The following is a 22,878-nucleotide window of genomic DNA, read 5'->3' as shown; positions in this document are numbered from 1 at the left end:
CACGAAGTCAACTCGGCCGCACCACTGTCGTCAAGAAGTGAAAACTTAACGAGATGACAACGGTAGTTATTGTTTTCTAAGTGAAGGCGGGCGCGGAGGCCGGGACGGCCGCGGGCAGCGCGCTCCCCAACAGGGTCGAATCGCCCATTTCGCTCAGGACGAGGGCGAGCGCGCCCAGCACCTCGGCCCGGCCGCCCAACGCCCCCTGGACCAGGGAGAGCTGGCGGGCGGCGCTCGGGATCGCGTACCGGCCGACCGAGTCCCGGATCGGGGCGAGCACCAGCTCACCGGCCTCGGCGAGGTCGCCGCCGAGCACCACCCGGCTCGGGTTCAGGAGGTTGCAGAGGTTGGCGATCCCGCTGCCGATGTGCCGGCCGACGTCGGCGACGACCCGCCGGCAGCCCGGGTCGCCCTCGCGGGCCAGCTGCACCACCCGCTCCATGGTGAGGTCGGGGCCGTGGCTCGGCCACAGCAGCGGCAGCACGTACCGGGCGGCGGTGAAGGTCTCCAGGCAGCCGCGGTTGCCGCAGCGGCAGACCGGGCCCGACTCGTCGAGGGTGATGTGGCCGATCTCGCCGGCCGTGCCGCCCGGGCCGCGGTAGACCCGCCCGTCGATCACGAGTCCGGCGCCCACCCCGCTCGCCACCTTGATGTACGCCAGGTCCTTCACGCCCCGGCCGCTCCCCCACACCAGCTCGCCGAGCGCGCCCAGGTTGGCGTCGTTGTCGACGTGGACGGGGACGCCGAGCCGGGCCGAGAGCTCCTCGGCCGGGTTGATGCCGCTCCAGCCCGGCAGGATCGAGGTCGAGCCGAGCGTCCCCGAGGAGACGTCGATGGGGCCGGGGACGCCGAGGCCGACGCCGATCACCTTGTCACGGCCGATGCCGGTGGTCTCGATCAGCCTGCTGACCAGCCGTTCCGCCCGGTCGAAGCCCTCCGCGGCGGAGGCGTCCACGTCCAGCGGCTCGGCCTCCTCGGCGAGCACCTGGTGGGCGAGGTTGCCGACCGCGACCCTGAGGTGGGTGTGGCCGAAGTCGACGCCGATCACGATGCCGGCGTCGCCGGAGAGCGAGACGCTGCGGGCCCGCCGGCCGCCCGCCGAGGTGGGGGTCACCTCGACCGTGCCGCCGTCCTTCAGCTCGCGGACGATGTTGGAGACGGTCGCCGCCGACAGCCCCGTCGACCGGGCGATCTCCGCCTGGGTCAGCGAGCCGGCCATGCGCACCGCCCGTACGACCCGCTCCAGATTGGCCCTGTGCAGAGACGTCTGCGACCCCGGAGTCTCCATCGACTCTCTCACTCCCACCGTTTTCTCCAACATGTGAACTCTAAGGGGACGCTTTCGGCTTCGCTCCCGTCAAGACCCGGAGCGCGGCGGGGGGCGTGCGGCGGACACGCGGGAGCCCCCGCACGCGGGCGCGTGCGGGGGCTCCGGGGAGGGGTCGCGCTACTTCACGGCGCCGGCGGTGAGGCCGGCCACCACCTGCCGCTGGAAGACGACGTACGCGGCGAGCACCGGCAGCATCGCCATCACCAGGCCGGCGAAGAGCCCGGACCAGTCGCCCTTGTACCCCTGGCTGACCGCGAGCTGCACCAGGCCCTGCGAGAGCACCTTCTGCTCGGGGTCGGTGTTGAGCACCGTCGGCAGCAGGTACTGGTTCCACTGCCCCAGGAAGTTGAAGATGCCGACGCTGATCAGGCCCGGCCGGGCCATCGGCAGCATCACCTGGAAGAAGGTGCGGGTGTGCGAGGCGCCGTCGATGAAGGCCGCCTCCGCCACCGAGGTCGGCAGCGTCCGGAAGAAGGCGGTCAGGAAGAAGACGGTGAAGGGCAGCGAGTACGCGATGTAGACCAGGATCAGCCCGTGCAGGGTGTTCAGCAGGGCCATGTTCTGCATCACGTAGAAGAGCGGCACCAGCGCCAGGATGATCGGGAAGCTCATCCCCCCGATGAAGAGGAAGTAGAGGAAGCGGTTCCCCGGGAACTCGAAGCGGGCCAGCACGTACGCCGCCATCGAGCCGAACAGCAGGGTGCCGACGAGCGAGCCGCCGACCACCAGGATCGTGTTCAGGAAGTAGTCGCTCATGTGCGCCTCGGTCCAGGCGCGCGACCAGTTCTCGAAGTGCAGGGCGTCCGGCAGCGACCAGGGCGAGGTGAAGATCGCCCGGTCGGTCTTGAAGGAGGTCATGACCGCCCAGAGCAGCGGCATCACCACCATGATCGCCCAGATGATCAGGACGCCGTGCGAGAAGACGTTGAGGACGGCGCCCTCGCGCTTCTCCGGCACGGGGGCCGCGACCTTCCTGACCTCGGGGCCCTGCCCCGCGCGGGGGGCGGGGATCCGCTCGTCGCCGGTGGGCGGGGTGTCGGTGGTCTTCATCAGAACTCCAGCCGCTCGCGCCGGCCCAGCTTCATCACGACCGCGGCGAAGGCGAGGGTGACGAGGAGGAGGGCGACGCCGATGGTCGTGGCGTAGGCGGCCTGACCGTCCCGGAACGCCTTCTGGTACACGTACAGCGGCATGACGATGGTGGAGTAGTCGGGCCCGCCGCCGTTGGGGCCGACGGTCATGATCTGCACGACCGCGAAGGACTCCGCGCCGAGCGCGAGGATGCCCATGTAGATCCAGCCCGACTGCACGGTGTCCCAGAGCAGCGGGAGGGTGATCTTGAAGAAGGTGGTGAAGCGGTTGGCGCCGTCGAGCAGCGCGGCCTCGTAGAAATCGCGCGGAATGGACGCCATGCCCGCCGAGAAGAGCACCACGAAGAATCCGACCGTGGACCAGACGAGGACCACCATCACGCAGATCAGGGCGAGATCCGGGTCGCCGAGCCAGTCCGGCTGGACGCCGCCCAGTCCGACGGCCTTGAGGAACGAATTGATCGCGCCGCTGTTGGGGTTGTAGGCGAACTGGAAGAGCAGCGCCACGATCGCGATCGACAGCACCTGCGGAAAGAAATAGACGATCTTGTAGAAGGAGGAGCCGCGCACGCCCGACACCGCCGCTCCCTTGCGGCGCCGGCCGCCGACATTCAGCATGAACGCCAGGAACAGCGCGAATCCGACCGTCACCAGCGGAAGGACGACCGCGAAGGTCAGACTGTGCTGGAGCGACTTCCAGAAGACCTCGTCCTCGAACAGCCGGGTGTAGTTGGCGAGTCCGACGAACCCGAATTCGGGACTCAGACCGGTCCAGTCGGTCAGCGAGTAGTAGATGGACTGGATGAACGGCCAGATGACGAAGAGCGCGTACAGCGCCAGGGGAACCGCCAGGAACCCCACGATGAAACGGTACTTGCCGTGCTGCATTCCTAACCGACCCCGATCTGACGGCGAAGGGCGCGCCGCGGCGCCGCGCGCCGAGGGGCCGGGGCCCCCTCCCGGCCGGCGGGAGGGGGCCCCGGCACGGCTCACTGGTGCTTGTAGTGCTTGATGTTCGGGTCCTGGGCCGCCTCGTCGGCGAACTTCTGGATCTTCTTGATCGTCTCGGCCGGGGTGGCGCGGCCGGCCATCATCTCGCCGATGCAGGCGACGCCGATCTTCTCCTTCTGGAGGGCCACGTACCAGTCCTGGAGGCGCGGGTTGACCACGTTGGTGCCGGCCTTCTCCAGGGCCGCGACGCCGGACTTGAGGCCCGGGGAGAGCTCGATGCCGTCGGTGCCGCCGTTGAGCGCGCTGAGCGACTTCACGGACTGGGTGAAGTTCTTGGAGGACGCCTCGCTGAGCATGATGCGCAGCTGCTCCATGGCGCCCTCGGGGTTCTTCGCCTTCGCCGGGACGATGAAGGGCTCGCCGCCGGCCGCCCACAGGGTGCCGAAGGGCATCTTGTCGGAGGAGTCGAGGCCGGTCGGGGCGGAGACGGCCAGGCCGAAGTCGGCCGGCATGGTCTTCGCGGCCTCGTTCTCCACCCAGGAGCCGTTCGGGATGAACAGCGCCTTGCCCTCGGTCCAGGCGGTCTGCGACTGGATGTGGTCGAGGCCGGGGGTGCCCTGGAGGATGTACCCCTTCTTGTAGAGCTCGTAGTAGGCCTCGAAGCACGCCTTGACGGCGGGGTGCTCCCAGGCCTTCGGCTCCAGGTTGTCGATGGCGTCGAGGACCTCGCGGCCGCCGACCTTGCCGATCATCGGGTAGAGCGAGAAGGGGATGTAGTACGGGTGCTTGCCCGCGTACGTCCAGGGCGCGATGCCCTTCTTCTTGGCCTTCTCGCAGAGGGCCAGCATCTCGTCCCAGGTCTCGGGGTACTTGGCGTCGAGCGAGTCGAGCGCCTTCTGCGAGTACCAGACGCCGTAGACGGTGTAGGCGTAGTTGAGCATCCAGCAGGGCTCGCCGTCGAACTGGCCCATCTCGATGATGCCGGGGCGCAGGGTGTCGCGGACCTTCTTCGACGGGTCGTCGATCGAGGGTGCGTCGAGCAGCGGGGTGAGGTCGGTGAGCTGCTTCTGGCCGACGAGGACGCCCATGTCCATCTGCTCGGCGCCGGAGTTGTCGATCAGGTCCGGCGGGGTGCCGCCGTTGAAGCGGGGCTGGAGCTCGGTGGTGATCTTCTGGGTCGGGGTGAACTTGACCTTCGCCTTGGGGTACGCCTGCTCGTAGAGCTTGATCGCGTCCTTGGCGTACTGCTGGCCGAAACCACCGTCGAAAAGGACGAAATCGAGTTCGGCCGACTCATTGACCCCGAGCGGGTTCTTGTCGGACTTGACGCCCTTCTCGACCTTGTCGTTGGTCTTGCCGCCCCCGCTCGCGCAGGCGGAAAGGAAGCCCATGGCCGGAACGGAGACCAGACCGAGAGCGGCGGAGCGCTTGATCAGATCGCGACGGCCAAGGCCCTCGTTCGGGTGAGCGGAGGTGGATCCCATGCTCAAGTCCTCGCCTTCATTCAGGACTCAGGCGGTGAACCGGTCGCCCGTTCTTCTCTCGCCACCGGCGAAGGGCCCCGCCACCGCGGTCAGTTGCTGGGTCGTGCAGGCGTCGGGCCGGCGCCGGAGACATCCGACGGGCTGGACGCCGACAGGTATAGTCCACTTCCCACGACCGGAGCAAGATCGAAAGCAGCATTCGTCAGGCATCTTTCCCGAGTTGAGACCTCGGGGATTTCCGCGGGGCTCGCCCCGGAAGACTGCCCGGCAGGAACGGAGTCCACCCCTCCGGAGCGCCTTCACAAGCTGAATGGTCCATGCGGAATCCGGCGAAAGGGGCGGGCCCCGAAGGAAGTCGCGGATGGCCGGAACCGCGCGGGCGCGACCGCCGTCTTCCTGTCATGTACGGAGTCGCCGCCGGGTGGGCGGAACGGGGGAAAACCCGCCGAACCAGGCCGCGTCCGTGGGCGGTCCGTACTGTCCCGTTCTCGATATGGATCTGGAGATATACGTGGCCAAGACCTCTGGCCCGAACCGCAGGGGCGTCCTCGCCCGTGTGACGGTCGCGGCGGTGACGGCGGCCCTCGTGGGCACCACGACGGCCGCGGTGGCGGCGGAGCCGGGCCCGACCCTCGCCCCCAAGGAGGCGGGGAACGCGTCGGCCTTCTCGACGTCCGCTCTGGCGGCGTACAACAACCTCTACGGCGTGAACAGCGCCGGGACGATCTGGGGCTACACCCCGGTCGGCGGCGGCGGCATCCAGCGGCTCGCGAACAACAGCGGCACGAACTGGACCGCGTACAAGCACTTCACCCAGCCCGACCTGGACGGGGACCGCCACTCCGACGGCATCTACGCCATCCGCAGCGACGGCCGTCTGAACTACGGCAACTGGGGCGGCCCCATCCGCGACCTCGGCGGCGGCTGGAACACCTACAACAAGGTCTTCTCCGCCTCCAACACCGGCGGCGGCACCTCCGACGACCTCCTGGCCCGCGACGGCTCCGGCGTGCTCTGGCACTACCTGGGATACGGCAACGGCGCGCTGACCCAGCGCTACCGCATCGGTTCCGGCTGGAACGCGTACACCCAGATCGCCGGCAAGGGCGACGTGAGCGGCGACGGCCGGGCCGACATCGTCGCCCGCGACCGCAACGGCGTCCTGTGGCTGTACAAGGGCACCGGCAACTACCGGGCGCCGTTCGCCCCGCGCATCCGCGTCGGCAGCGGCTGGAACACGTACAACCTGCTCGTCTCCTCGGGCGACCTGACCGGCGACGGCCGCGCGGACCTGGTGGCCCGCGACGGCGCCGGCGCGCTGTGGCTGTACAAGGGCCGGGGCAGCTCCTCCGCCCCGTACACCGCCCGGGTCAAGATCGGCACGTCGGGCTGGAACAGCTTCCGCGCGATGTTCTGACGGGCCCCGCCCGCGGACGACGGAAGGGCCCCGCTCCTCGTCACGAGGAGCGGGGCCCTTCCCGCTCGTTACCGGATCAGCGGGGTCAGCCGCGGATCAGGTTGCGGAGCACGTACTGCATGATGCCGCCGTTGCGGTAGTAGTCCGCCTCGCCGGGGGTGTCGATGCGGACGACCGCGTCGAACTCGACACCGGTGTCGGTGGTGACCTTCACCGTGCTGGGGGTGGTGCCCTCGTTCAGCTCGGTGATGCCGGTGATGGAGAAGGTCTCCTCGCCGGTCAGGCCCAGCGAGTCGGCCGACTGGCCGGCCGGGAACTGGAGCGGGAGGACGCCCATGCCGATGAGGTTCGAGCGGTGGATGCGCTCGTACGACTCGGTGATGACGGCCTTGACGCCGAGGAGCGCGGTGCCCTTGGCGGCCCAGTCGCGGGACGAGCCGGAGCCGTACTCCTTGCCACCGAGGATGACCAGCGGGGTGCCGGCGGCCTGGTAGTTCTGCGAGGCGTCGTAGATGAAGGAGACCGGGCCGCCCTCCTGCGTGAAGTCACGCGTGAAGCCGCCCTCGGTGCCCGGCGCGATCTGGTTGCGCAGGCGGATGTTGGCGAAGGTGCCGCGGATCATGACCTCGTGGTTGCCACGGCGCGAGCCGTAGGAGTTGAAGTCACGACGCTCCACACCGTGCTCGGTGAGGTACTTGCCGGCCGGGGTGTCGGCCTTGATGGCACCGGCCGGGGAGATGTGGTCGGTGGTGACCGAGTCGCCGAGCTTCGCGAGCACGCGGGCGCCCGTGATGTCGGTGACCGGGGTGGTCTCCATCGTCATGCCCTCGAAGTACGGGGGCTTGCGGACGTAGGTCGACTCCGGGTCCCACTCGAAGGTGTTGCCGGTCGGGATCGACAGCGACTGCCACTGGGCGTCGCCGGCGAAGACGTCCTGGTAGGACTTGGCGAACATGTCCTCGCCGATGGCGTTGGCGACGACGTCGTTCACCTCGGCCTCGGAGGGCCAGATGTCCTTGAGGAAGACCGGGTTGCCCTCGGTGTCGGTGCCCAGCGCGTCCTTGGTGATGTCCACCTTCATGGAGCCCGCGATGGCGTACGCGACGACCAGCGGCGGGGAGGCCAGGTAGTTCATCTTGACGTCGGGGTTGATGCGGCCCTCGAAGTTCCGGTTGCCCGAGAGGACCGAGGTCACGGCCAGGTCGTGCTCGTTGACGGCCTTGGAGACCTCCTCCGGCAGCGGGCCGGAGTTGCCGATGCAGGTGGTGCAGCCGTAGCCGACGAGGTTGAAGCCGACCTTGTCGAGGTACGGGGTGAGACCGGCCTTGTCGAAGTAGTCGGTGACGACCTTCGAGCCCGGGGCGAGGGTGGTCTTGACCCACGGCTTGCGGGTCAGGCCCTTCTCCACGGCCTTCTTCGCGACGAGCGCGGCGGCGACCATGACGTACGGGTTCGACGTGTTGGTGCAGGAGGTGATGGCCGCGACCGTCACCGCACCGTGGTCGAGGGTGTAGGTCGAGCCGTCGGGGGCGGTGACCTCGACCGGGTTCGACGGGACCGAGCTGGAGACGGCCGGGGCGTCGGAGGCCGGGAAGGACTCCTGGCCCGCCTCGTCGACCAGGTCGACGTAGTTGCGGACGTCCTGGGCGAACTGCTCGGCGGCGTTGGCGAGGACGATGCGGTCCTGCGGGCGCTTCGGGCCGGCGATGGACGGGACGACCGTGGAGAGGTCGAGCTCCAGCTTCTCGGAGAAGTCGGGCTCGGCGGCCGGGTCGAGCCAGAGGCCCTGCTCCTTGGCGTACGCCTCGACCAGCGCGACCTGCTGCTCGGAACGGCCCGTGAGCTTCAGGTAGTTGAGGGTCTCGCCGTCGATCGGGAACATGGCGGCGGTGGAGCCGAACTCCGGCGACATGTTGCCGATGGTGGCGCGGTTGGCGAGCGAGGTGGCGGCGACGCCCTCGCCGTAGAACTCGACGATCTTGCCGACGACGCCGTGCTTGCGCAGCATCTCGGTGATGGTGAGCACCAGGTCGGTGGCGGTGGTGCCGGTGGGCAGCTCGCCGGTCAGCTTGAAGCCGACGACGCGCGGGATGAGCATGGAGACCGGCTGGCCGAGCATGGCGGCCTCGGCCTCGATGCCGCCGACGCCCCAGCCGAGCACACCGAGGCCGTTGACCATGGTGGTGTGGGAGTCGGTGCCGACGAGGGTGTCGGGGTACGCCTGGCCGTTGCGGACCATGACGGTGCGGGCCAGGTGCTCGATGTTCACCTGGTGGACGATGCCGGTGCCCGGCGGGACGACCTTGAAGTCGTCGAACGCGGTCTGGCCCCAGCGCAGGAACTGGTAGCGCTCCTTGTTGCGGCCGTACTCCAGCTCGACGTTCTGCGCGAAGGCGTCGTTGGTGCCGAACTTGTCGGCGATGACGGAGTGGTCGATGACCATCTCGGCCGGGGAGAGCGGGTTGATCTTCGCCGGGTCGCCGCCGAGCGCGGCGACGGCCTCACGCATGGTGGCGAGGTCGACGACACAGGGGACACCGGTGAAGTCCTGCATGATCACGCGCGCCGGCGTGAACTGGATCTCCTGGCTCGGCTGGGCCTGCGAGTCCCAGTTGCCGAGAGCCCGGATGTGGTCGGCGGTGATGTTCGCGCCGTCCTCGGTGCGGAGCAGGTTCTCCAGGAGGACCTTCAGGCTGTAAGGGAGGCGCGCGGAGCCCTCGACCTTGTCCAGCTTGAAGATCTCGTACGACTCGTCGCCCACGCGCAGCGTGCTGCGGGCGTCGAAGCTGTTCGCCGACACGACAGTCTCCTTCATCAATGTGCGCGTACTACCGTCATGCTGCCGCCACGACTCCTCGCCGATCCGCTAAGGTAAGGCTAAGTTAGGTAACCCTTACCGGGCAGGCGGCCGCAGTGCGCCGTAAGCAGTTATCTCGATGTCGAGATAACTCTAGTGCATCCCCGGCCGTCGGTCATGCCCGGGCGGGGCTGGATCTGGTGTGGCGCGGCGGGGGGGCTGGTGCGGCTGGGGTGGCGGTACGGCGGGGGCGGTGGTGCGGCTGGGGCTCTGGTGCGCCGGGGCCGGTGGTGCGGCTGGGCCGCCGCACGTCCGGGGCTGTCGGCGCGGCCGGGCTGTCGGTACGGCTGGGGCTGCCAGTACGGCCGGGGTAGCCGGTACGGCCGGGACTGCCGGCACACCCAGAATCGCCGGTACGGCCGGGACCGCCGACACGCCCGGGACCGCCGACACGCCCGGGACCGTCGGCGCGACCGGAACCCCGGAACCCGGGGCCCTCCAGAGGCGGCCGGGAACTTCCACCGCGGATCTCGTTCGGATGCGCCCGCGTCGCCGAGGGGCCGGGGTCTGGGAGCGGGGGGAGCGCGGCCCCTCGGTGACGCGGGGTCCGCCAGGAGCGAGCGGGGCCCACCGGGGCACCCCCGGCCCCGTTCGGACGCGCCCGCGTTGCCGGGGGTTCGGGGGCGGCCGAGGATCGGTGCATGTTCAGCGGCGCGCACGTCATCCTCTACACCCGGGACGCCGAGGCCGACCGGGACTTCCTCAGGGACGTCACCGGCCTCCCCCACGTGGACGCCGGGCGGGGCTGGCTGATCTTCCGGCTGCCGCCCGCCGAGATCGCGGTCCACCCGACCGAGGGCGAGCCGAGGAACGAGGTCTACCTGATGTGCGAGGACCTCACCCGCACCCTCACCGCCCTGGAGGACAAGGGCGCCGAGATCTCACGGGCCATCACCGATCAGGGATGGGGACTGCTCTCGGCGGTGCGGCTGCCGAGCGGCACGGAACTCCCGCTGTACGAGCCGCGCCATCCCACGGCGCACGGTCTCCCCGACTAGCCCAATTCGGTCTTACCGCATCAAAACTCACGCGACATCACCCGAACGCACCACCCCAGTGATCGTTGCCATCTCATATTTGAGATAACGTGACGCCATGGCAGACGACTACCTCGTACGCATCGGCAAGCTCATCCGTGACGCACGGCAGCACCGCGGCTGGACCCAGACGCAGCTCGCCGAGGCCCTGGCCACCAGCCAGAGCGCGGTCAACCGGATCGAACGCGGCAACCAGAACATCAGCCTTGAGATGATCGCCCGCATCGGCGAGGCGCTCGACAGCGAGATCGTCTCCCTGGGCTACGCCGGCCCGATGCACCTCCGCGTCGTCGGCCGCCGTCGGCTCTCCGGCTCCATCGACGTCAAGACCAGCAAGAACGCCTGTGTCGCCCTGCTCTGCGCCACCCTCCTCAACAAGGGCCGCACGGTGCTGCGCCGGGTCGCCCGCATCGAGGAGGTCTTCCGCCTCCTGGAGGTCCTGAACTCCATCGGCGTCCGCACCCGCTGGATCAACGACGGCGTGGACCTGGAGATCGTGCCGCCGGCCGAGCTGGACATGGAGTCCATCGACGCCGAGGCCGCCATCCGCACCCGCTCCATCATCATGTTCCTCGGCCCGCTGCTGCACCGCCTGGACCGCTTCAAGCTGCCGTACGCCGGCGGCTGCGACCTCGGTACGCGCACGATCGAGCCGCACATGATCGCGCTGCGCCGCTTCGGCCTGGACATCACCGCCACCGAGGGCCTGTACCACGCGCAGGTCGAGAGCGCGGTCTCCCCCGACCGCCCGATCGTCCTGACCGAGCGCGGCGACACGGTGACCGAGAACGCGCTGCTGGCCGCCGCCCGCCACGACGGCGTCACCGTCATCCGCAACGCCTCCTCCAACTACATGGTCCAGGACCTGTGCTTCTTCCTGGAGGCCCTCGGCGTCCGCGTCGACGGCGTCGGCACCACCACGCTGACCGTGCACGGCGTCCCGGAGATCGACGTGGACGTCGACTACTCCCCCTCCGAGGACCCGGTCGAGGCGATGAGCCTCCTCGCCGCGGCCGTCGTCACCGAGTCCGAGCTGACGATCCGCCGGGTGCCGATCGAGTTCCTGGAGATCGAGCTCGCGGTCCTGGAGGAGATGGGCCTCGACCACGACCGCTCCGCCGAGTACGCCGCCGACAACGGCCGCACCCGCCTGATCGACCTGACGGTCCGCCCCTCCAAGCTGGAGGCGCCGATCGACAAGATCCACCCCATGCCCTTCCCGGGCCTCAACATCGACAACGTCCCCTTCTTCGCGGCCATCGCGGCCACCGCCCAGGGCCAGACCCTCATCCACGACTGGGTCTACGACAACCGCGCCATCTACCTGACGGACCTCAACCGCCTCGGCGGCCGCCTCCAGCTCCTCGACCCCCACCGCGTCCTGGTCGAGGGCCCCACCCGCTGGCGCGCCGCCGAGATGATGTGCCCGCCCGCCCTCCGCCCCGCGGTGGTCGTCCTCCTCGCGATGATGGCCGCCGAAGGCACCTCCGTCCTCCGCAACGTCTACGTCATCAACCGCGGCTACGAGGACCTGGCCGAACGCCTGAACTCGATCGGCGCCCAGATCGAGATCTTCCGGGACATCTGAGCCCTCTTCGGTGAGCGCTGCCGCTCCTCCCTCTACGCGGCCGGTCCGCATCGCGCCGAGGGAGGGGCTACGCCCCTCTTCACGTACGGGGTCACGATGCGCACACGGCCGTACGGATTGTCAGATCACCCGGATAACCTGTCCGGGTGTACGACATGACGGACCCGGTCGCCGCTCGTCAGGCGGCGAAAGCTGCCGAACAGGAACGTCTCCAGCGCGCGCGTGAGCGTCGGGAGAGCAAGGAATCCTCCGGCGTGAGCGGCTTCGCCCAGCGCAAGTGGCGTTGGCTCGGCGTCGGGGGTGGCGAGGCGGTCGAAGCCGTTCTGGCCATGCTGACGGAGATCGCGGCCACCGCCGGAGGGAACGAGGCGGAACGGGCGACCGTCGAACGGGCCGTCGCAGGCGATCCCGACCGCGAGGCGCTGCTGCCCGCGGTGCGTTCGGGCCTGGGGCTCCTGCCGCCGGAATCGGTCCTCGGTCACCTGCGGAACCTCTGGGCCGCCGGTGTGCGTTGGCTCAACGAACCGGGTCTCGAGCGGTGCAGGGTGCTGTGCTCGACGGCGCCCGGCCTGGACCTCGTCAGCACACGCCGCTCCCACGCGGTGTCGGGCGGGCCGGCCTTCAGTCTCTTCGCGACCGCGGCCACTCGTGGGGCGATCCCCGTGCCGAACCGGTTCCTCGACGAGGTCCTCGCGTGGGCCCCCCTGTCCGTCGTCGACGATCTGATCGATCACGGTGGCCTCATGCTCGAGGACGCACCGTGGGAAGGACGAGACGCGGACGAAGGCCTCTACCTGCGCGCCCGTCTCGCTCCTTCGGACATCACCAGCGAACAGGCCGAGCACCTCGGCTGGGAGGCGTATCTGCGTCGCCGGTCCTTTCTGCGTGGTCAGACGCTCGTACGGCAGGAGCCTGACGACGTGTGGGACCTGCTGTACGACGTCGTCGTGGACGGCGACACAACGGCCTTGGACGCACTCGACGCGGCCCTGCCCCGGCCCGAACAGATCGAGCTGCGCGACCTCAGGTCCGGTGCGCTGCTCGGGCAGTGGCCATTGGCTCTGGCCGAGGACCAGGGGCTCTGGCCTTTGATGGCCGCCCTGTGGCGCCCGACCGGCCTCGTCGACGCCGGCCGGAGCCCGTTCTACGCCCTTGTCGCCCTGAATCGCGCCTATGACCTCCTGAGGTCCGGTGCCCCTGAGGCCGCGGCCGAGCAGGCCCGCTCCCTCACCCTGGCCAAGAACAACCGCAAGGTTCCGCCGGAGTTGATCCAGGAAGGCCACGCCCTGGCTGCGTACGCGGCCGTGGCGCAGAGCGAGCGGCCCACGACCTCCGCCGCGCGGGGCAGGCTCCTCGACGCCGCCGTGGAGAGCGCCGAGGCGGCGGCGGCCCAAGGCGGAGTCGTGGCCGAACGCAACCTCCGGCTGCTCACCGCCTGGAGGGCGACGAGCAGAAACGACCGCGGTCCGTTCAGCAACCCCTTCCTCGACGTCGGCCTGGAGCACGGGGCCGACGGGTGGGAGGAGCACTGCCGGGAGATGTACCGGCGGAGCAATGGTGACACCAAGGCCCAGTCGGAGCTGAACAGGGCCGAGGGGCGCATCCAGGACGCGCTGCGCGGTGACGCGGGCTGGGACGTCTTCTACCGGTTGCCGCTCGACCCGTCCCGGTACGTCATGCCCTCCGAGACGCCCCGGCACCTGGTGCCTCCGCTGGAGGCCCTGCCGCGCCGCACCCCGGTGACGAGCGGTGGTGAGTTGGAGGCCATCCGCGCCCGTGCCGCCATGGAGCTCCTGGACGACTTCCGGACCACCGCACCGCGCCTCGACCGTCACCATTCCGCGCGGTGACCACGTCCACGCCGTCGTCCTGAACCATCACCCCCAGCCGAACGAAGCAGAGCAGGCCTGATGCGTCCCAACAAGAAGAGGATTCCCAAGAGGGAACGTCCGCACCGTCCGTGCCCCGCGTGCGGCCAGACACAGTCCGGTGCGAAGAACTCACCGCCGACGCACAAGCCCGGAGGGCTGAAGCGCCGCAGGGAACAGCGTGCGGACGTTCCGGCCCACCCCCTGGAGAACAGTGCCTCCGAAGCGCCGCCCCGGCCCGACCCGATCGACGCCATGACGGTGATCAAGGGGGTGGCCGCCCGTGTGCCGGAGGAGCTGAAGGCCGCCGGGGCGGCCGAGGTGCCCCCGGCCGCCGCGCTCACCGCGGCGGTGCGCCGGGCGGTCCTGGACGAGTTCCGCACCCGCGCGCAGTTCGCCGGGCGGGTCGCCGAGATCGACGCCCTCCTCTGGTCTCGGGCGGGAGACAGCCGCGAGACCGTCGCGGGGGCGATGACGGAGCACCTGCGGGAACTGCGGTTGCTGCGGGTGACGGAGCCCGAGGAGAACGACCGGTTCGTGGTGACCGAGGGCGAGGGGGACGCCTTCGAGCTGCTGAGTCCGGCGTATGTGGACGAGTTGACAGGAAAGGTCATACTCGCCGGTCAGTTGCGGCGCATCGCCGGGCCTGCGGGTGTGCGGGGCGGGGAGGAAGCATGACGGCAGCCGGCATCGATTTCGGTACCACCAATTCGGTCGCCGCCCAGTGGAACGGCGAATACGTCGAGGTGCTGGAGATCGGCGGACAGGGCCTGGACGCGAACTGGCGGCGCGAAGGGTTCGAGCTGCTGTACCCGTCGGTCGTCGGAACGAGTTCCCTGCGGCCGGGCACGCTGTTCGGCTGGGAGGCGAAGCTCCGTTCCGAGCAGGCCGTCGAGGCGTGCAAGCGGATGCTGCGCGAGGAACCGTTCGTCACCCTGGGCGGTGAGCGGTTCGCCGCGACCACCGCGGCCGCCGGAGTCTTCCACGCCATCGCGGGAGCGGCGGAGGAGGAAGCCGCCACCGAGATCCGCGAGGCCGTCGTCACCGTCCCCGCCAACGCGACCGGAGCGGCCCGCTTCCGGACGCGCGAGGCAGCGCGCGCCGCGGGCATCACCGTCCGGACGCTCCTGAACGAGCCGACGGCCGCGGCGATCGCGTACGCGCACGAGATGGAGGCCAACGGCGAATTCCTGGTCTTCGACTGGGGCGGCGGCACCATGGACGCCACGCTCCTCCTGCACGACGACGGCTTCTTCGACGAGAAGGCCAGCCGGGGCGTGAACCGCCTCGGCGGCCTGGAGATCGACGAGCGGCTGCGCCGGATGGTCCTCGACCGGGCACCGGCGCGCGGACGCTGGAGCGACTCCGAGAAGCGGATGTTCGCCCTGGAGATCGAGCGGGCCAAGATCCTGCTCTCCCACCAGGAGTCGGTCCGCGTCCTGACGCCCGACGACGTCACCGTCGAGATCGGGCAGGAGGAGTTCTCCGAGGCCATCCAGGACCTCATCAGCCGTGCGCTCGACCCGGTGGAGGAGTGTCTGGAACAGGCCAGGATCGAGCCGGAGGACCTCACGGCGGTGCTGATGATCGGCGGCAGCAGCCAGATCCCGGCGGTGCGCGCCGCGGTCGCGGAGGCGCTCGACTGCGAACTCGTCGACAGCGCCCTGTGCAACCCGATGACGGCCGTGGCCGAAGGAGCGGCCATCAGCGCCGCCGCCATGGACGGCGAGCTGAAGAGCATCATCCGGGTGGTCAACACGCACGCCCTGGGCACGGTCACCACGAACCGCGAGGGGCGGCGGAGGTTCAGCTCCGTCATCGACCGGAACCAGAGGCTCCCGCAGCAGCGCGTGAAGTCGTACGAGCCGACGAAGGACAACGTCCCCCGGCTGACTGTCGAGGTCTGGGAAGGGGACCCGGACCGCGAGGTCGACCACCCGGACAACGTCAAGCTGACCGATCTGGTCCTGACCTACCCCCAGCCGTGCCGGGTCGAGGACGGCGTCTTCGACCTGGAGTACACCTACAGCAAGGAAGGCCTGTTGGCGGTGAAGGCGACCCTGCAGAAGACCGGCGAGGTCGTCCTCGACGAGGAGGTGAAGGTGTTCGGGGACGGGAACGTGCTGCCGGAGGTGCGGAGGGAGCTCGACCGGCTGCACGCCCTCACTCCGGCCACCCGGCCCTCGACCACGCCGACCCATCCTCAGCAGGCCCGCCCCCGGGACTCGGGCGCCGGCACGCCCAAGCCCGCTCCTCCCGCCTCCGCTCCCCTTCCGGGCGGTGCGGTCCCGGCCTCGGCGCCGCTCGTCATCGATGGGTCCAACCTCGCGTGGAACGGCCGTCCCCCTCGTGCCGCGGGCGGCAGGCCCAGCTTCGCGGCGCTGCAGGCGGCGATTCGGTCCCTCCGGTTCAAGCACCCGGAGCGCGACATCCACGTGGTGGTCGACGCCACCCTGCGCCACGACGTGTCCGCCGAGGAGCGGCCCCTCGTGGAGGCCGCCGTCGCCGACGGCACCGTCGTGCAGCCCCCGGCCGGCACCGAGGGCCGGGGCGACGCGCTGGTGATCAGCATTGCCGAAGAGGTCGGCGGGATCATCGTCTCGAACGACAACTTCGCGCCGTTCCAGAGGGCGAACCCGTGGCTGCGGGCCTCCGGACGGGTCATGGGGGCCACGCACTCGCAGGGGGTGTGGGTCTTCAACCGGCGCGTGCCCAATCCCGCGACGCCCCTCCAGCGGAGATGACAATTCCGACACCCTTCAGGTGCGTTGACGGCGTCAACGGATTGACGTCGTCAACGTCGGCGGGAGAAGATATACGCTCCCGGCGGGGTTGCCCCGCCTTGCGCGCGATCGGGTGAAACGGGAGTGGCTGTGAGCTTGGAGATCATCGACGGACGCTTCCGGATCACGGGGTCCGTCGGGCGCGGCAACATGGGCGAGGTACACCGCGCCGAGGATCTCCAGGCCGTGCCGGGCTCCCCTTTCAAGGAGGTGGCAGTCAAGACCGTGCTGCGCGGCCGGACCGGGATCGCCGTGGACGCGTCGGGGGACGGGAAAGAGGTCGCCCGCTTCCGCCGCGAGGTGCGGATCATGCGCATGCTCTCCCAGGGGCACCCGAACCTCACCCTGCTGATCGACGGCGGGGTGGACCTCACCGGCGGCGGCACCGGGCTGCCCTACCTGGCCATGGAACTGCTCGACGGGCACCCCCTCGCCGATCTCATCGACGAGGAGCCGCAGCTGCCCGTCTCCTGGGCCGCCGCCATCGGGGCGCAGATCGCCTCCGGTCTCGCCGCCGCGCACACGGCGGGGGTCGTCCACCGCGACCTGAAGCCGGCCAACGTGATGCTGACCGGCGACGGCACCGTCAAGGTCCTCGACTTCGGCATGGGGTCGATCGTCGACGACCCTGACCAGACGCGGCTGACCAGCACCGGGGTCGGCGTCGGCACGGCCCGCTACATGGCACCGGAACAGTTCCGCGCCGAGCGGGTCTCCGGCCTCGCCGACCTCTACGCGCTCGGCTGCATCCTGTACGAACTGCTCATCGGGCAGCCCCCGTTCACCGCTCGCACCCCGTACGACCTCTGCGAGCAGCACCAGAACCAGAAGCCTCCCCGACTGACCCTGGTCCGTCCGGACCTTCCCTCCGAGCTGGTCCGGCTCGTGGAGCGCCTCCTGGAGAAGGACGCCGAGCACCGGCCCGAGAACGCCGCCCGGGTCCACGACGTGCTGGTCCCGATCGCACTCGCGCCGGACGACACCGCCGCGCTCCTGGCCCCGCACTGGCAGGTCATGGACCCGGTGGCACGGCTGCGCGCCCTGCTTCCCGAGCGCGCCGCCGCCGCGCCCGCGCCGGTGCCCCGCAAGGCGCCCCGCTTGCCCGAGACGATGGACGTCTTCGGCATCCACGCCGACCTGATCAGTGAGTACGAGAACTTCACCAAGAGTGCGACGGTGATCCGGGACCCGCGCGTCGCGGGCTTCGTCGAGGACGACCTGGCGGCGAAGTCGCAGTGGCCCGACCCGTGGCTGTCGCTGAATCCGTTCTTCGCCGACGGCGGGCAGGTCACCGATCTCGTCAGGGACGGTCTTCTGCACCCCCGGTGCGCGGAGATCTTCCAGGCGGGCAAGAAGGAGGGTGCGCGCCGCCCCGACGGCCGGCCGCTCACCTTCCACCTGCACCAGCGCCAGGCGATCGAGGCCGCCCAGGCGGGCGACTCCTACGTGCTGACCACCGGTACGGGCTCCGGCAAGTCCCTGTCGTACATCGTCCCGATCGTGGACCGCGTCCTGAAGGAGCGCGAGGCAGCGGGCCCGCGGGCGGGCGGCAGGGTCCGCGCGATCGTCGTGTACCCGATGAACGCCCTGGCCAACTCGCAGCTCATGGAGCTGGAGAAGTACCTGCGCCACGGTTTCGGGGAGGGCCGCGAACCCGTCACCTTCGCCCGCTACACCGGCCAGGAGTCCGACGAGCAGCGGAAGCAGCTGCGCAAGAACCCGCCGGACATCCTGCTGACGAACTACGTGATGCTGGAGCTGATGCTGACCCGGCCGGACGACCGGTCGGGACTCATCTCCGAGGCCGAAGGGCTGCAGTTCCTCGTCTTCGACGAACTGCACACGTACCGGGGACGGCAGGGTGCCGACGTGGCGTTCCTGATCCGCCGGGTCCGCGAGGCCTGCCGCGCTTCGGAAACCCTCCAGTGCATCGGCACCTCCGCGACCATGTCCACCGAGGGCTCCTGGGAGGAGCAGCAGCGCGAGGTCGCCCGGGTCGCCGGGCGGCTGTTCGGCACGATGGTGCTGCCGAAGCGCGTCATCGGCGAGACCCTGATCCGGGCGACCGAGGAGTCCCCGGCGGCCGTACCCGCCGAGCGGCTGCGGGTCCCGGCGGCCCCCCTGGCGTACGACGCGCTCACGCGGGACCCGCTGGCCCGCTGGCTGGAGTCGCGGTTCGGTCTGGAGCGCGAGGAGGGCACGGGCCGACTGCGCCGCTGTGCCCCGGGGACCGTCGAGGACGCGGCGGCGGAGCTGGCCGCGGAGTCCGGGGTGCCCGAGGAGCAGGTCGCCGAGGCGATCCGCACCACCCTGGAGGCGGGCGCCCGGGCGAAGCACCCGGTGACGGAGCGGCCGTTGTTCGCCTTCCGGCTGCACCAGTTCCTCTCCAAGGGCGACACCGTCTACACGACGCTTCAGGACCCGCTCAGCCGGCCGCTCACCCGCACCTACCAGCTGGAGCAGCCGAAGAGCGGCGGCATGCCGCTGTTCCCGCTGGCGTTCTGCCGCGAGTGCGGGCAGGAGTACCTGACCGTGTGGCGCACCGAGGAGAACGGTTCGTTCCGTTACGAACCGCGCCGGGACACCTCCGCCTCGGGCGGCCGGGCCGGCGAGGGCTACCTGTACATCGGCGTGCCCGGCGAGGACTACGAGTGGCCTGCGGACCCGCAGACGGCCGTGGACGACCGGCGGCTGCCGGAGTCGTGGCTGGAATCCGACGCGCAGGGCGTGACCGTCGTCAAGAAGTCGTACCGTCCCCGGGTGCCGAAGCGCGTCGTCGTGGACCCGTTCGGGAACGAGTCGGGCGAGGGGGTGACGGCGGCGTTCGTCCCGGCGCCCTTCCTCTTCTGCGTGCACTGCCAGGTCTCGTACGAGCAGACCCGCGGCCGGGACTTCGCCAAGCTGGCCACCCTGGACCAGGAGGGGCGTTCCTCGGCCACCTCCCTGATCTCCGCGTCGATCGTGAAGTCCCTGCGGGCCGTGCCCGAGGAGGGGCTCGGCAAGGAGGCGCGGAAGCTGCTCTCCTTCGTCGACAACCGGCAGGACGCCTCGCTCCAGGCCGGTCACTTCAACGACTTCGCGCAGGTGACCCAGTTGCGCGGCGCCCTGTACCAGGCGGCGGTCCGGGCCGGCGAGGAGGGGCTGCACCACGACGACCTCGCCGAGGCGGTGACCGCCGTGATGGGCCTGTCGCCGCGCGAGTACACGGGATCGGCGTCGCTGCCGCCGTCGCTGGAGCGCCGGGCGACGAAGGCGTTCCGCGACGTCGTGGGGTACCGGCTCTACCGTGATCTGGAGCGCGGCTGGCGCATCACGATGCCGAACCTGGAGCAGACGGGGCTCCTGCGCATCGACTACGAGGACCTGGGCTGGGTCGCCGCGGAGCCGGGCCGCTGGCAGTCCGCGCACGCCGTGCTGCGCGAGGCCGATCCCGCACTGCGCGAGGAGGTCGCCCGGACGCTCCTCGACCACATGCGGCGGGCCCTCGCCATCGACGTGCAGTACTTCCGTGACGACTTCGACACGCTCCAGAAGGCGAGTGAGGAGCGTCTGACCGGCCCGTGGGTGCTGGGCGAGAGCGACCGGCCCACCGTCGGCACCGCCTATCCGTACGGCTCGAAGCCCGGCATGGAACGGTCCGCGCTCTTCCTGTCGGCCCGCGGCAAGTTCGGCAAGTACCTCCGGCGGAACGTGCCCGAGCTGCGCGATCTGCCCCTAGACGACGTCCAGAGCGTCATCGAGGACCTGCTGAAGGTGCTGGTGGAGGCGGAGCTGGTCCACGAGGTGGACGCGACGCCCGAGCGTTCGGGCCCCGTCTTCCGCCGCCAGGCGGAGCGGAAGCGGACCGGCTACCGGGTGTCGGCGGCCGCGCTCGTCTGGTACGCCGGGGACGGCGAGCGCGGTGCGGTCGACCCGCTGGCCCGTACGTACAACCAGGGCGAGGGGCCCCGCGTCAACCCGTTCTTCCGCGACCTGTACCGGACGGCGGCGGCCGAGCTGGCCGGCCTGTTCGCCCGGGAGCACACCGCCCAGGTCCCGCCGGAGGACCGGCTGGACCGGGAGCGGGACTTCCGCACGGCCGAACTGCCGCTGCTGTACTGCTCGCCGACGATGGAACTGGGCGTGGACATCTCCTCGCTCAACGCCGTCCTGATGCGGAACGTGCCGCCGACACCGGCGAACTACGCGCAGCGCTCGGGCCGGGCGGGCCGTTCCGGTCAACCCGCCCTGGTGGCCACGTACTGCGCCACGGGCAACAGCCACGACCAGTACTACTTCCGCCGTTCCCAGGACATGGTGGCCGGCCAGGTGGCGCCGCCCCGGCTGGACCTCGCCAACGAGGACCTGGTCCGCTCGCACCTCCAGGCCATCTGGCTGGCGGAGACGGAGATGAAGCTGGGCACCTCGATCCCGGACGTCGTCGACGTCGCCTACGACCCGGATGGCGAGGACCGGCCCGATCCGCACATGCCGCTGCCGCTGGTCGACCGCATCCGCGACCGGTCCCTGGACGAGGACGCCCGCCGACGGGCGGTCGACGCCGCCCGCACCGTCCTCTCCCCGCTGATGGCGGACCTCACCGCCACCACCTGGTGGTACGACGAGTGGATCGAGGACCGGATCGAGCGGGCCCCGCACCGCTTCGACGAGTCGTTCGACCGGTGGCGCCAGCTGTTCCGGGCTGCGGTCATCGACCAGTACGAGCAGAACAAGCGGGTCGTCGACCACACCCTCTCGCAGGGCGAGCAGAGCCGGGCGCGGACGCGCCGCCGGGAGGCGGAGACGCAGACGAACCTGCTGCTGAACCGCTCGTCCGACAGCAAATCGGTGATGAGCGACTTCAACCCGTACCGCTACCTGGCGTCCGAGGGCTTCCTGCCCGGCTACAGCTTCCCCCGGCTGCCGCTGGCCGCGTACATCCCGCGTTCCGGGAACCGCCGCAACGCGGACGGCGACTACCTCCAGCGTCCCCGCTTCCTCGCGATCCGCGAGTTCGGCCCGGGCGCGCTCATCTACCACGAGGGCGCCCGCTACCAGGTGACCCGCGTGCAGCTGCCGCCGGACGCCTCGGGCGATCTGGCGACGGCGGAGGCGCGGCGCTGCGACGGCTGCGGCTACCACTACGCGGTCAAGGTCGGCGCGGACGTCTGCGGTATGTGCGGCGAGTCGCTGCGCGGCAAGCGCACCGGGCTGCTGCACCTGCACACGGTGTACACGACGCCGCGCGAGCGGATCTCCTCCGACGAGGAGGAGCGACGCCGGGCAGGTTTCCGCCTGGAGACCTCGTACGCCTTCCAGGACCACGGCGTCCGCAAGGGGCGGCTCACCGCGCACGTCTCCGACGCCGAGGGCGCGCCCGTGCTCGACCTGGACTACGGCGACTCGGCGACGGTCCGGATCACGAACCTGGGCCGGGTCCGCGACAAGGAGGGCGAGCCGGACGGCTACTGGCTGGACCTGGGCGACGGCCGCTGGCTGAACGACCGGGCCGCCGCGGACGCCATCGAGGGCACCGGCATGCCGGTGGTCGATGAGGACGGGAACGAGAAGCGCCGCAAGAAGCGCGTCCTGCCCTATGTGGAGGACCGCCGCAACATCCTCGTGGTGACCCTGGACGAACCGCAGCCCGAGGCGATCGCCCTGTCGTTCCTGTACGCCCTGGAGCGGGGCATCGAGGCGGCGTTCGAGCTGGAGGACTCCGAGCTGACGGCGGAGCTGCTGCCTCCGGACGACGGTCCCCGGCGGCGGATCCTCTTCATGGAGGCGGCCGAGGGCGGCGCCGGCGTGCTGCGGCGCCTCCAGCACGACAAGGACGCCCTCGCCGAGGCGGCCCGGACGGCCCTGGAGATCTGCCACTTCGACCCGGACACCGGCGAGGACGAGGGCGGCCCGTCGCCCGACGAGGAGTGCGCCCGCGGCTGCTACGCCTGTCTGCTGACCTACGGCAACCAGACGCACCACCGCCGGCTGAGCCGGCACAGCGCCCGGCCACTGCTGCTGCGCCTGGCCGGTGCCCGCACCGAGCGGGAGGACCGGGGCGAGTCCCGCAGCGAGCAGTTCCGCAGGCTGGCCCCGGCGGCCCCCGCCCGCACGGAGAACCCGGCAGCGGCCCCGTCGGCTGTTCCGGAGGCGACTCCGACCCCCCTGGAGACGGATCTGGGGGCACTGGTCGCGCAGGGCGATCTGCTCGGCTGGCTGCGGGCGAAGGGCTTCCGGCTGCCGGACGAGGTCGACGTCCTCGTCCCGGAGGCGGCGGCCCGCCCGGACCTCGTCTTCCGCCTGGACGGCGCCCACCTCGCCGTGTTCGTCGACGCCCCGGGGCGTACGGCCGACTCGACGCGCGACGTCGAGGCCGGCTACCGCCTGGAGGACGCCGGCTGGGACGTCCTGCGCTTCCCCGCGGACGCGGACTGGGACGCCATCACCTCGCTCAACGCCGCCTACTTCCACCTGCGCTGACCGCCGCGCCCCT

General features: G+C 70.5%; 12 protein-coding genes. 7 read left to right on the top strand and 5 right to left on the bottom strand.

Annotation, left to right across the window (positions count from 1 at the left end; genetic code table 11):
* Positions 1-76: 76 nt before the first annotated feature.
* From AB0E83_RS11250 to ngcE, 4 genes are all read right to left on the bottom strand, one after another.
* On the bottom strand, positions 77-1,288 hold the full coding sequence (locus AB0E83_RS11250; RefSeq protein WP_362108979.1) for an ROK family transcriptional regulator: 1,212 nt from the start codon (positions 1,286-1,288) through the stop codon (positions 77-79).
* Positions 1,289-1,447: 159 nt separating this feature from the next.
* Positions 1,448-2,380, bottom strand: a complete 933-nt coding sequence (locus AB0E83_RS11245) for a carbohydrate ABC transporter permease (RefSeq protein ID WP_362108977.1) — start codon at positions 2,378-2,380, stop codon at positions 1,448-1,450.
* Positions 2,380-3,309, bottom strand: coding sequence for a sugar ABC transporter permease (locus tag AB0E83_RS11240; protein WP_362108975.1), 930 nt, complete (start codon positions 3,307-3,309; stop codon positions 2,380-2,382). The genes AB0E83_RS11245 and AB0E83_RS11240 overlap by 1 nt, the downstream gene beginning before the upstream one ends.
* A 101-nt stretch (positions 3,310-3,410) precedes the next feature.
* Complete coding sequence (ngcE, locus tag AB0E83_RS11235) at positions 3,411-4,856, bottom strand: N-acetylglucosamine/diacetylchitobiose ABC transporter substrate-binding protein (protein ID WP_362108973.1); 1,446 nt, start codon at positions 4,854-4,856, stop codon at positions 3,411-3,413.
* 511 nt (positions 4,857-5,367) lie between these two features.
* Here ngcE and AB0E83_RS11230 point away from each other — a divergent pair.
* Positions 5,368-6,273, top strand: coding sequence for a VCBS repeat-containing protein (locus tag AB0E83_RS11230; RefSeq protein ID WP_362108971.1), 906 nt, complete (start codon positions 5,368-5,370; stop codon positions 6,271-6,273).
* An 85-nt stretch (positions 6,274-6,358) separates the two neighbouring features.
* On the opposite strand, the gene acnA is transcribed toward AB0E83_RS11230, so the two are convergent.
* Positions 6,359-9,088 (bottom strand): aconitate hydratase AcnA, encoded by a 2,730-nt coding sequence (acnA, locus tag AB0E83_RS11225; protein ID WP_362108969.1) that lies wholly within the window; start codon positions 9,086-9,088, stop codon positions 6,359-6,361.
* A 683-nt stretch (positions 9,089-9,771) separates the two neighbouring features.
* Between acnA and AB0E83_RS11220 the strand changes: the two genes are divergently transcribed.
* The 6 genes from AB0E83_RS11220 (at position 9,772) to AB0E83_RS11195 (ending at position 22,865) form a co-directional block, all read left to right on the top strand.
* Complete coding sequence (locus tag AB0E83_RS11220) at positions 9,772-10,128, top strand: VOC family protein (protein WP_362108967.1); 357 nt, start codon at positions 9,772-9,774, stop codon at positions 10,126-10,128.
* A gap of 97 nt (positions 10,129-10,225) precedes the next feature.
* Entirely contained in the window at positions 10,226-11,755 is a 1,530-nt protein-coding gene (locus AB0E83_RS11215; protein WP_362108965.1) for a UDP-N-acetylglucosamine 1-carboxyvinyltransferase, read from the top strand.
* Positions 11,756-11,910: 155 nt separating this feature from the next.
* Positions 11,911-13,605: a hypothetical protein gene (locus AB0E83_RS11210; RefSeq protein WP_362109003.1), complete on the top strand. Its 1,695-nt coding sequence runs from the start codon at positions 11,911-11,913 to the stop codon at positions 13,603-13,605.
* A 273-nt stretch (positions 13,606-13,878) separates the two neighbouring features.
* On the top strand, positions 13,879-14,301 hold the full coding sequence (locus AB0E83_RS11205) for a hypothetical protein (protein WP_362108963.1): 423 nt from the start codon (positions 13,879-13,881) through the stop codon (positions 14,299-14,301).
* On the top strand, positions 14,298-16,367 hold the full coding sequence (locus AB0E83_RS11200; RefSeq protein ID WP_362108961.1) for an Hsp70 family protein: 2,070 nt from the start codon (positions 14,298-14,300) through the stop codon (positions 16,365-16,367). Before AB0E83_RS11205 ends, AB0E83_RS11200 begins: the two co-directional genes overlap by 4 nt.
* A 129-nt stretch (positions 16,368-16,496) precedes the next feature.
* Entirely contained in the window at positions 16,497-22,865 is a 6,369-nt protein-coding gene (locus AB0E83_RS11195) for a protein kinase (protein ID WP_362108959.1), read from the top strand.
* The last annotated feature ends 13 nt before the right edge of the window (positions 22,866-22,878 follow it).

Origin of the sequence: Streptomyces sp. NPDC035033, from assembly GCF_040636735.1 — a bacterium.
In the GTDB taxonomy this organism is placed as follows: Bacteria; Actinomycetota; Actinomycetes; order Streptomycetales; family Streptomycetaceae; genus Streptomyces.
The sequence above is the reverse complement of the archived record's forward strand: the minus strand, read 5'-3'. Positions and strand labels throughout refer to the sequence as shown.

Bases quoted from the DNA above. Each gene is read 5' to 3' on its own strand.
- AB0E83_RS11250 (WP_362108979.1), bottom strand. From the start codon at position 1,288: ATGGAGACTCCGGGGTCGCAGACGTCTCTGCACAGGGCCAATCTGGAG.
- AB0E83_RS11245 (WP_362108977.1), bottom strand. From the start codon at position 2,380: ATGAAGACCACCGACACCCCGCCCACCGGCGACGAGCGGATCCCCGCC.
- AB0E83_RS11240 (WP_362108975.1), bottom strand. From the start codon at position 3,309: ATGCAGCACGGCAAGTACCGTTTCATCGTGGGGTTCCTGGCGGTTCCC.
- ngcE (WP_362108973.1), bottom strand. From the start codon at position 4,856: ATGGGATCCACCTCCGCTCACCCGAACGAGGGCCTTGGCCGTCGCGAT.
- acnA (WP_362108969.1), bottom strand. From the start codon at position 9,088: ATGAAGGAGACTGTCGTGTCGGCGAACAGCTTCGACGCCCGCAGCACG.
- AB0E83_RS11220 (WP_362108967.1), top strand. From the start codon at position 9,772: ATGTTCAGCGGCGCGCACGTCATCCTCTACACCCGGGACGCCGAGGCC.
- AB0E83_RS11215 (WP_362108965.1), top strand. From the start codon at position 10,226: ATGGCAGACGACTACCTCGTACGCATCGGCAAGCTCATCCGTGACGCA.
- AB0E83_RS11210 (WP_362109003.1), top strand. From the start codon at position 11,911: ATGACGGACCCGGTCGCCGCTCGTCAGGCGGCGAAAGCTGCCGAACAG.
- AB0E83_RS11205 (WP_362108963.1), top strand. From the start codon at position 13,879: ATGACGGTGATCAAGGGGGTGGCCGCCCGTGTGCCGGAGGAGCTGAAG.
- AB0E83_RS11200 (WP_362108961.1), top strand. From the start codon at position 14,298: ATGACGGCAGCCGGCATCGATTTCGGTACCACCAATTCGGTCGCCGCC.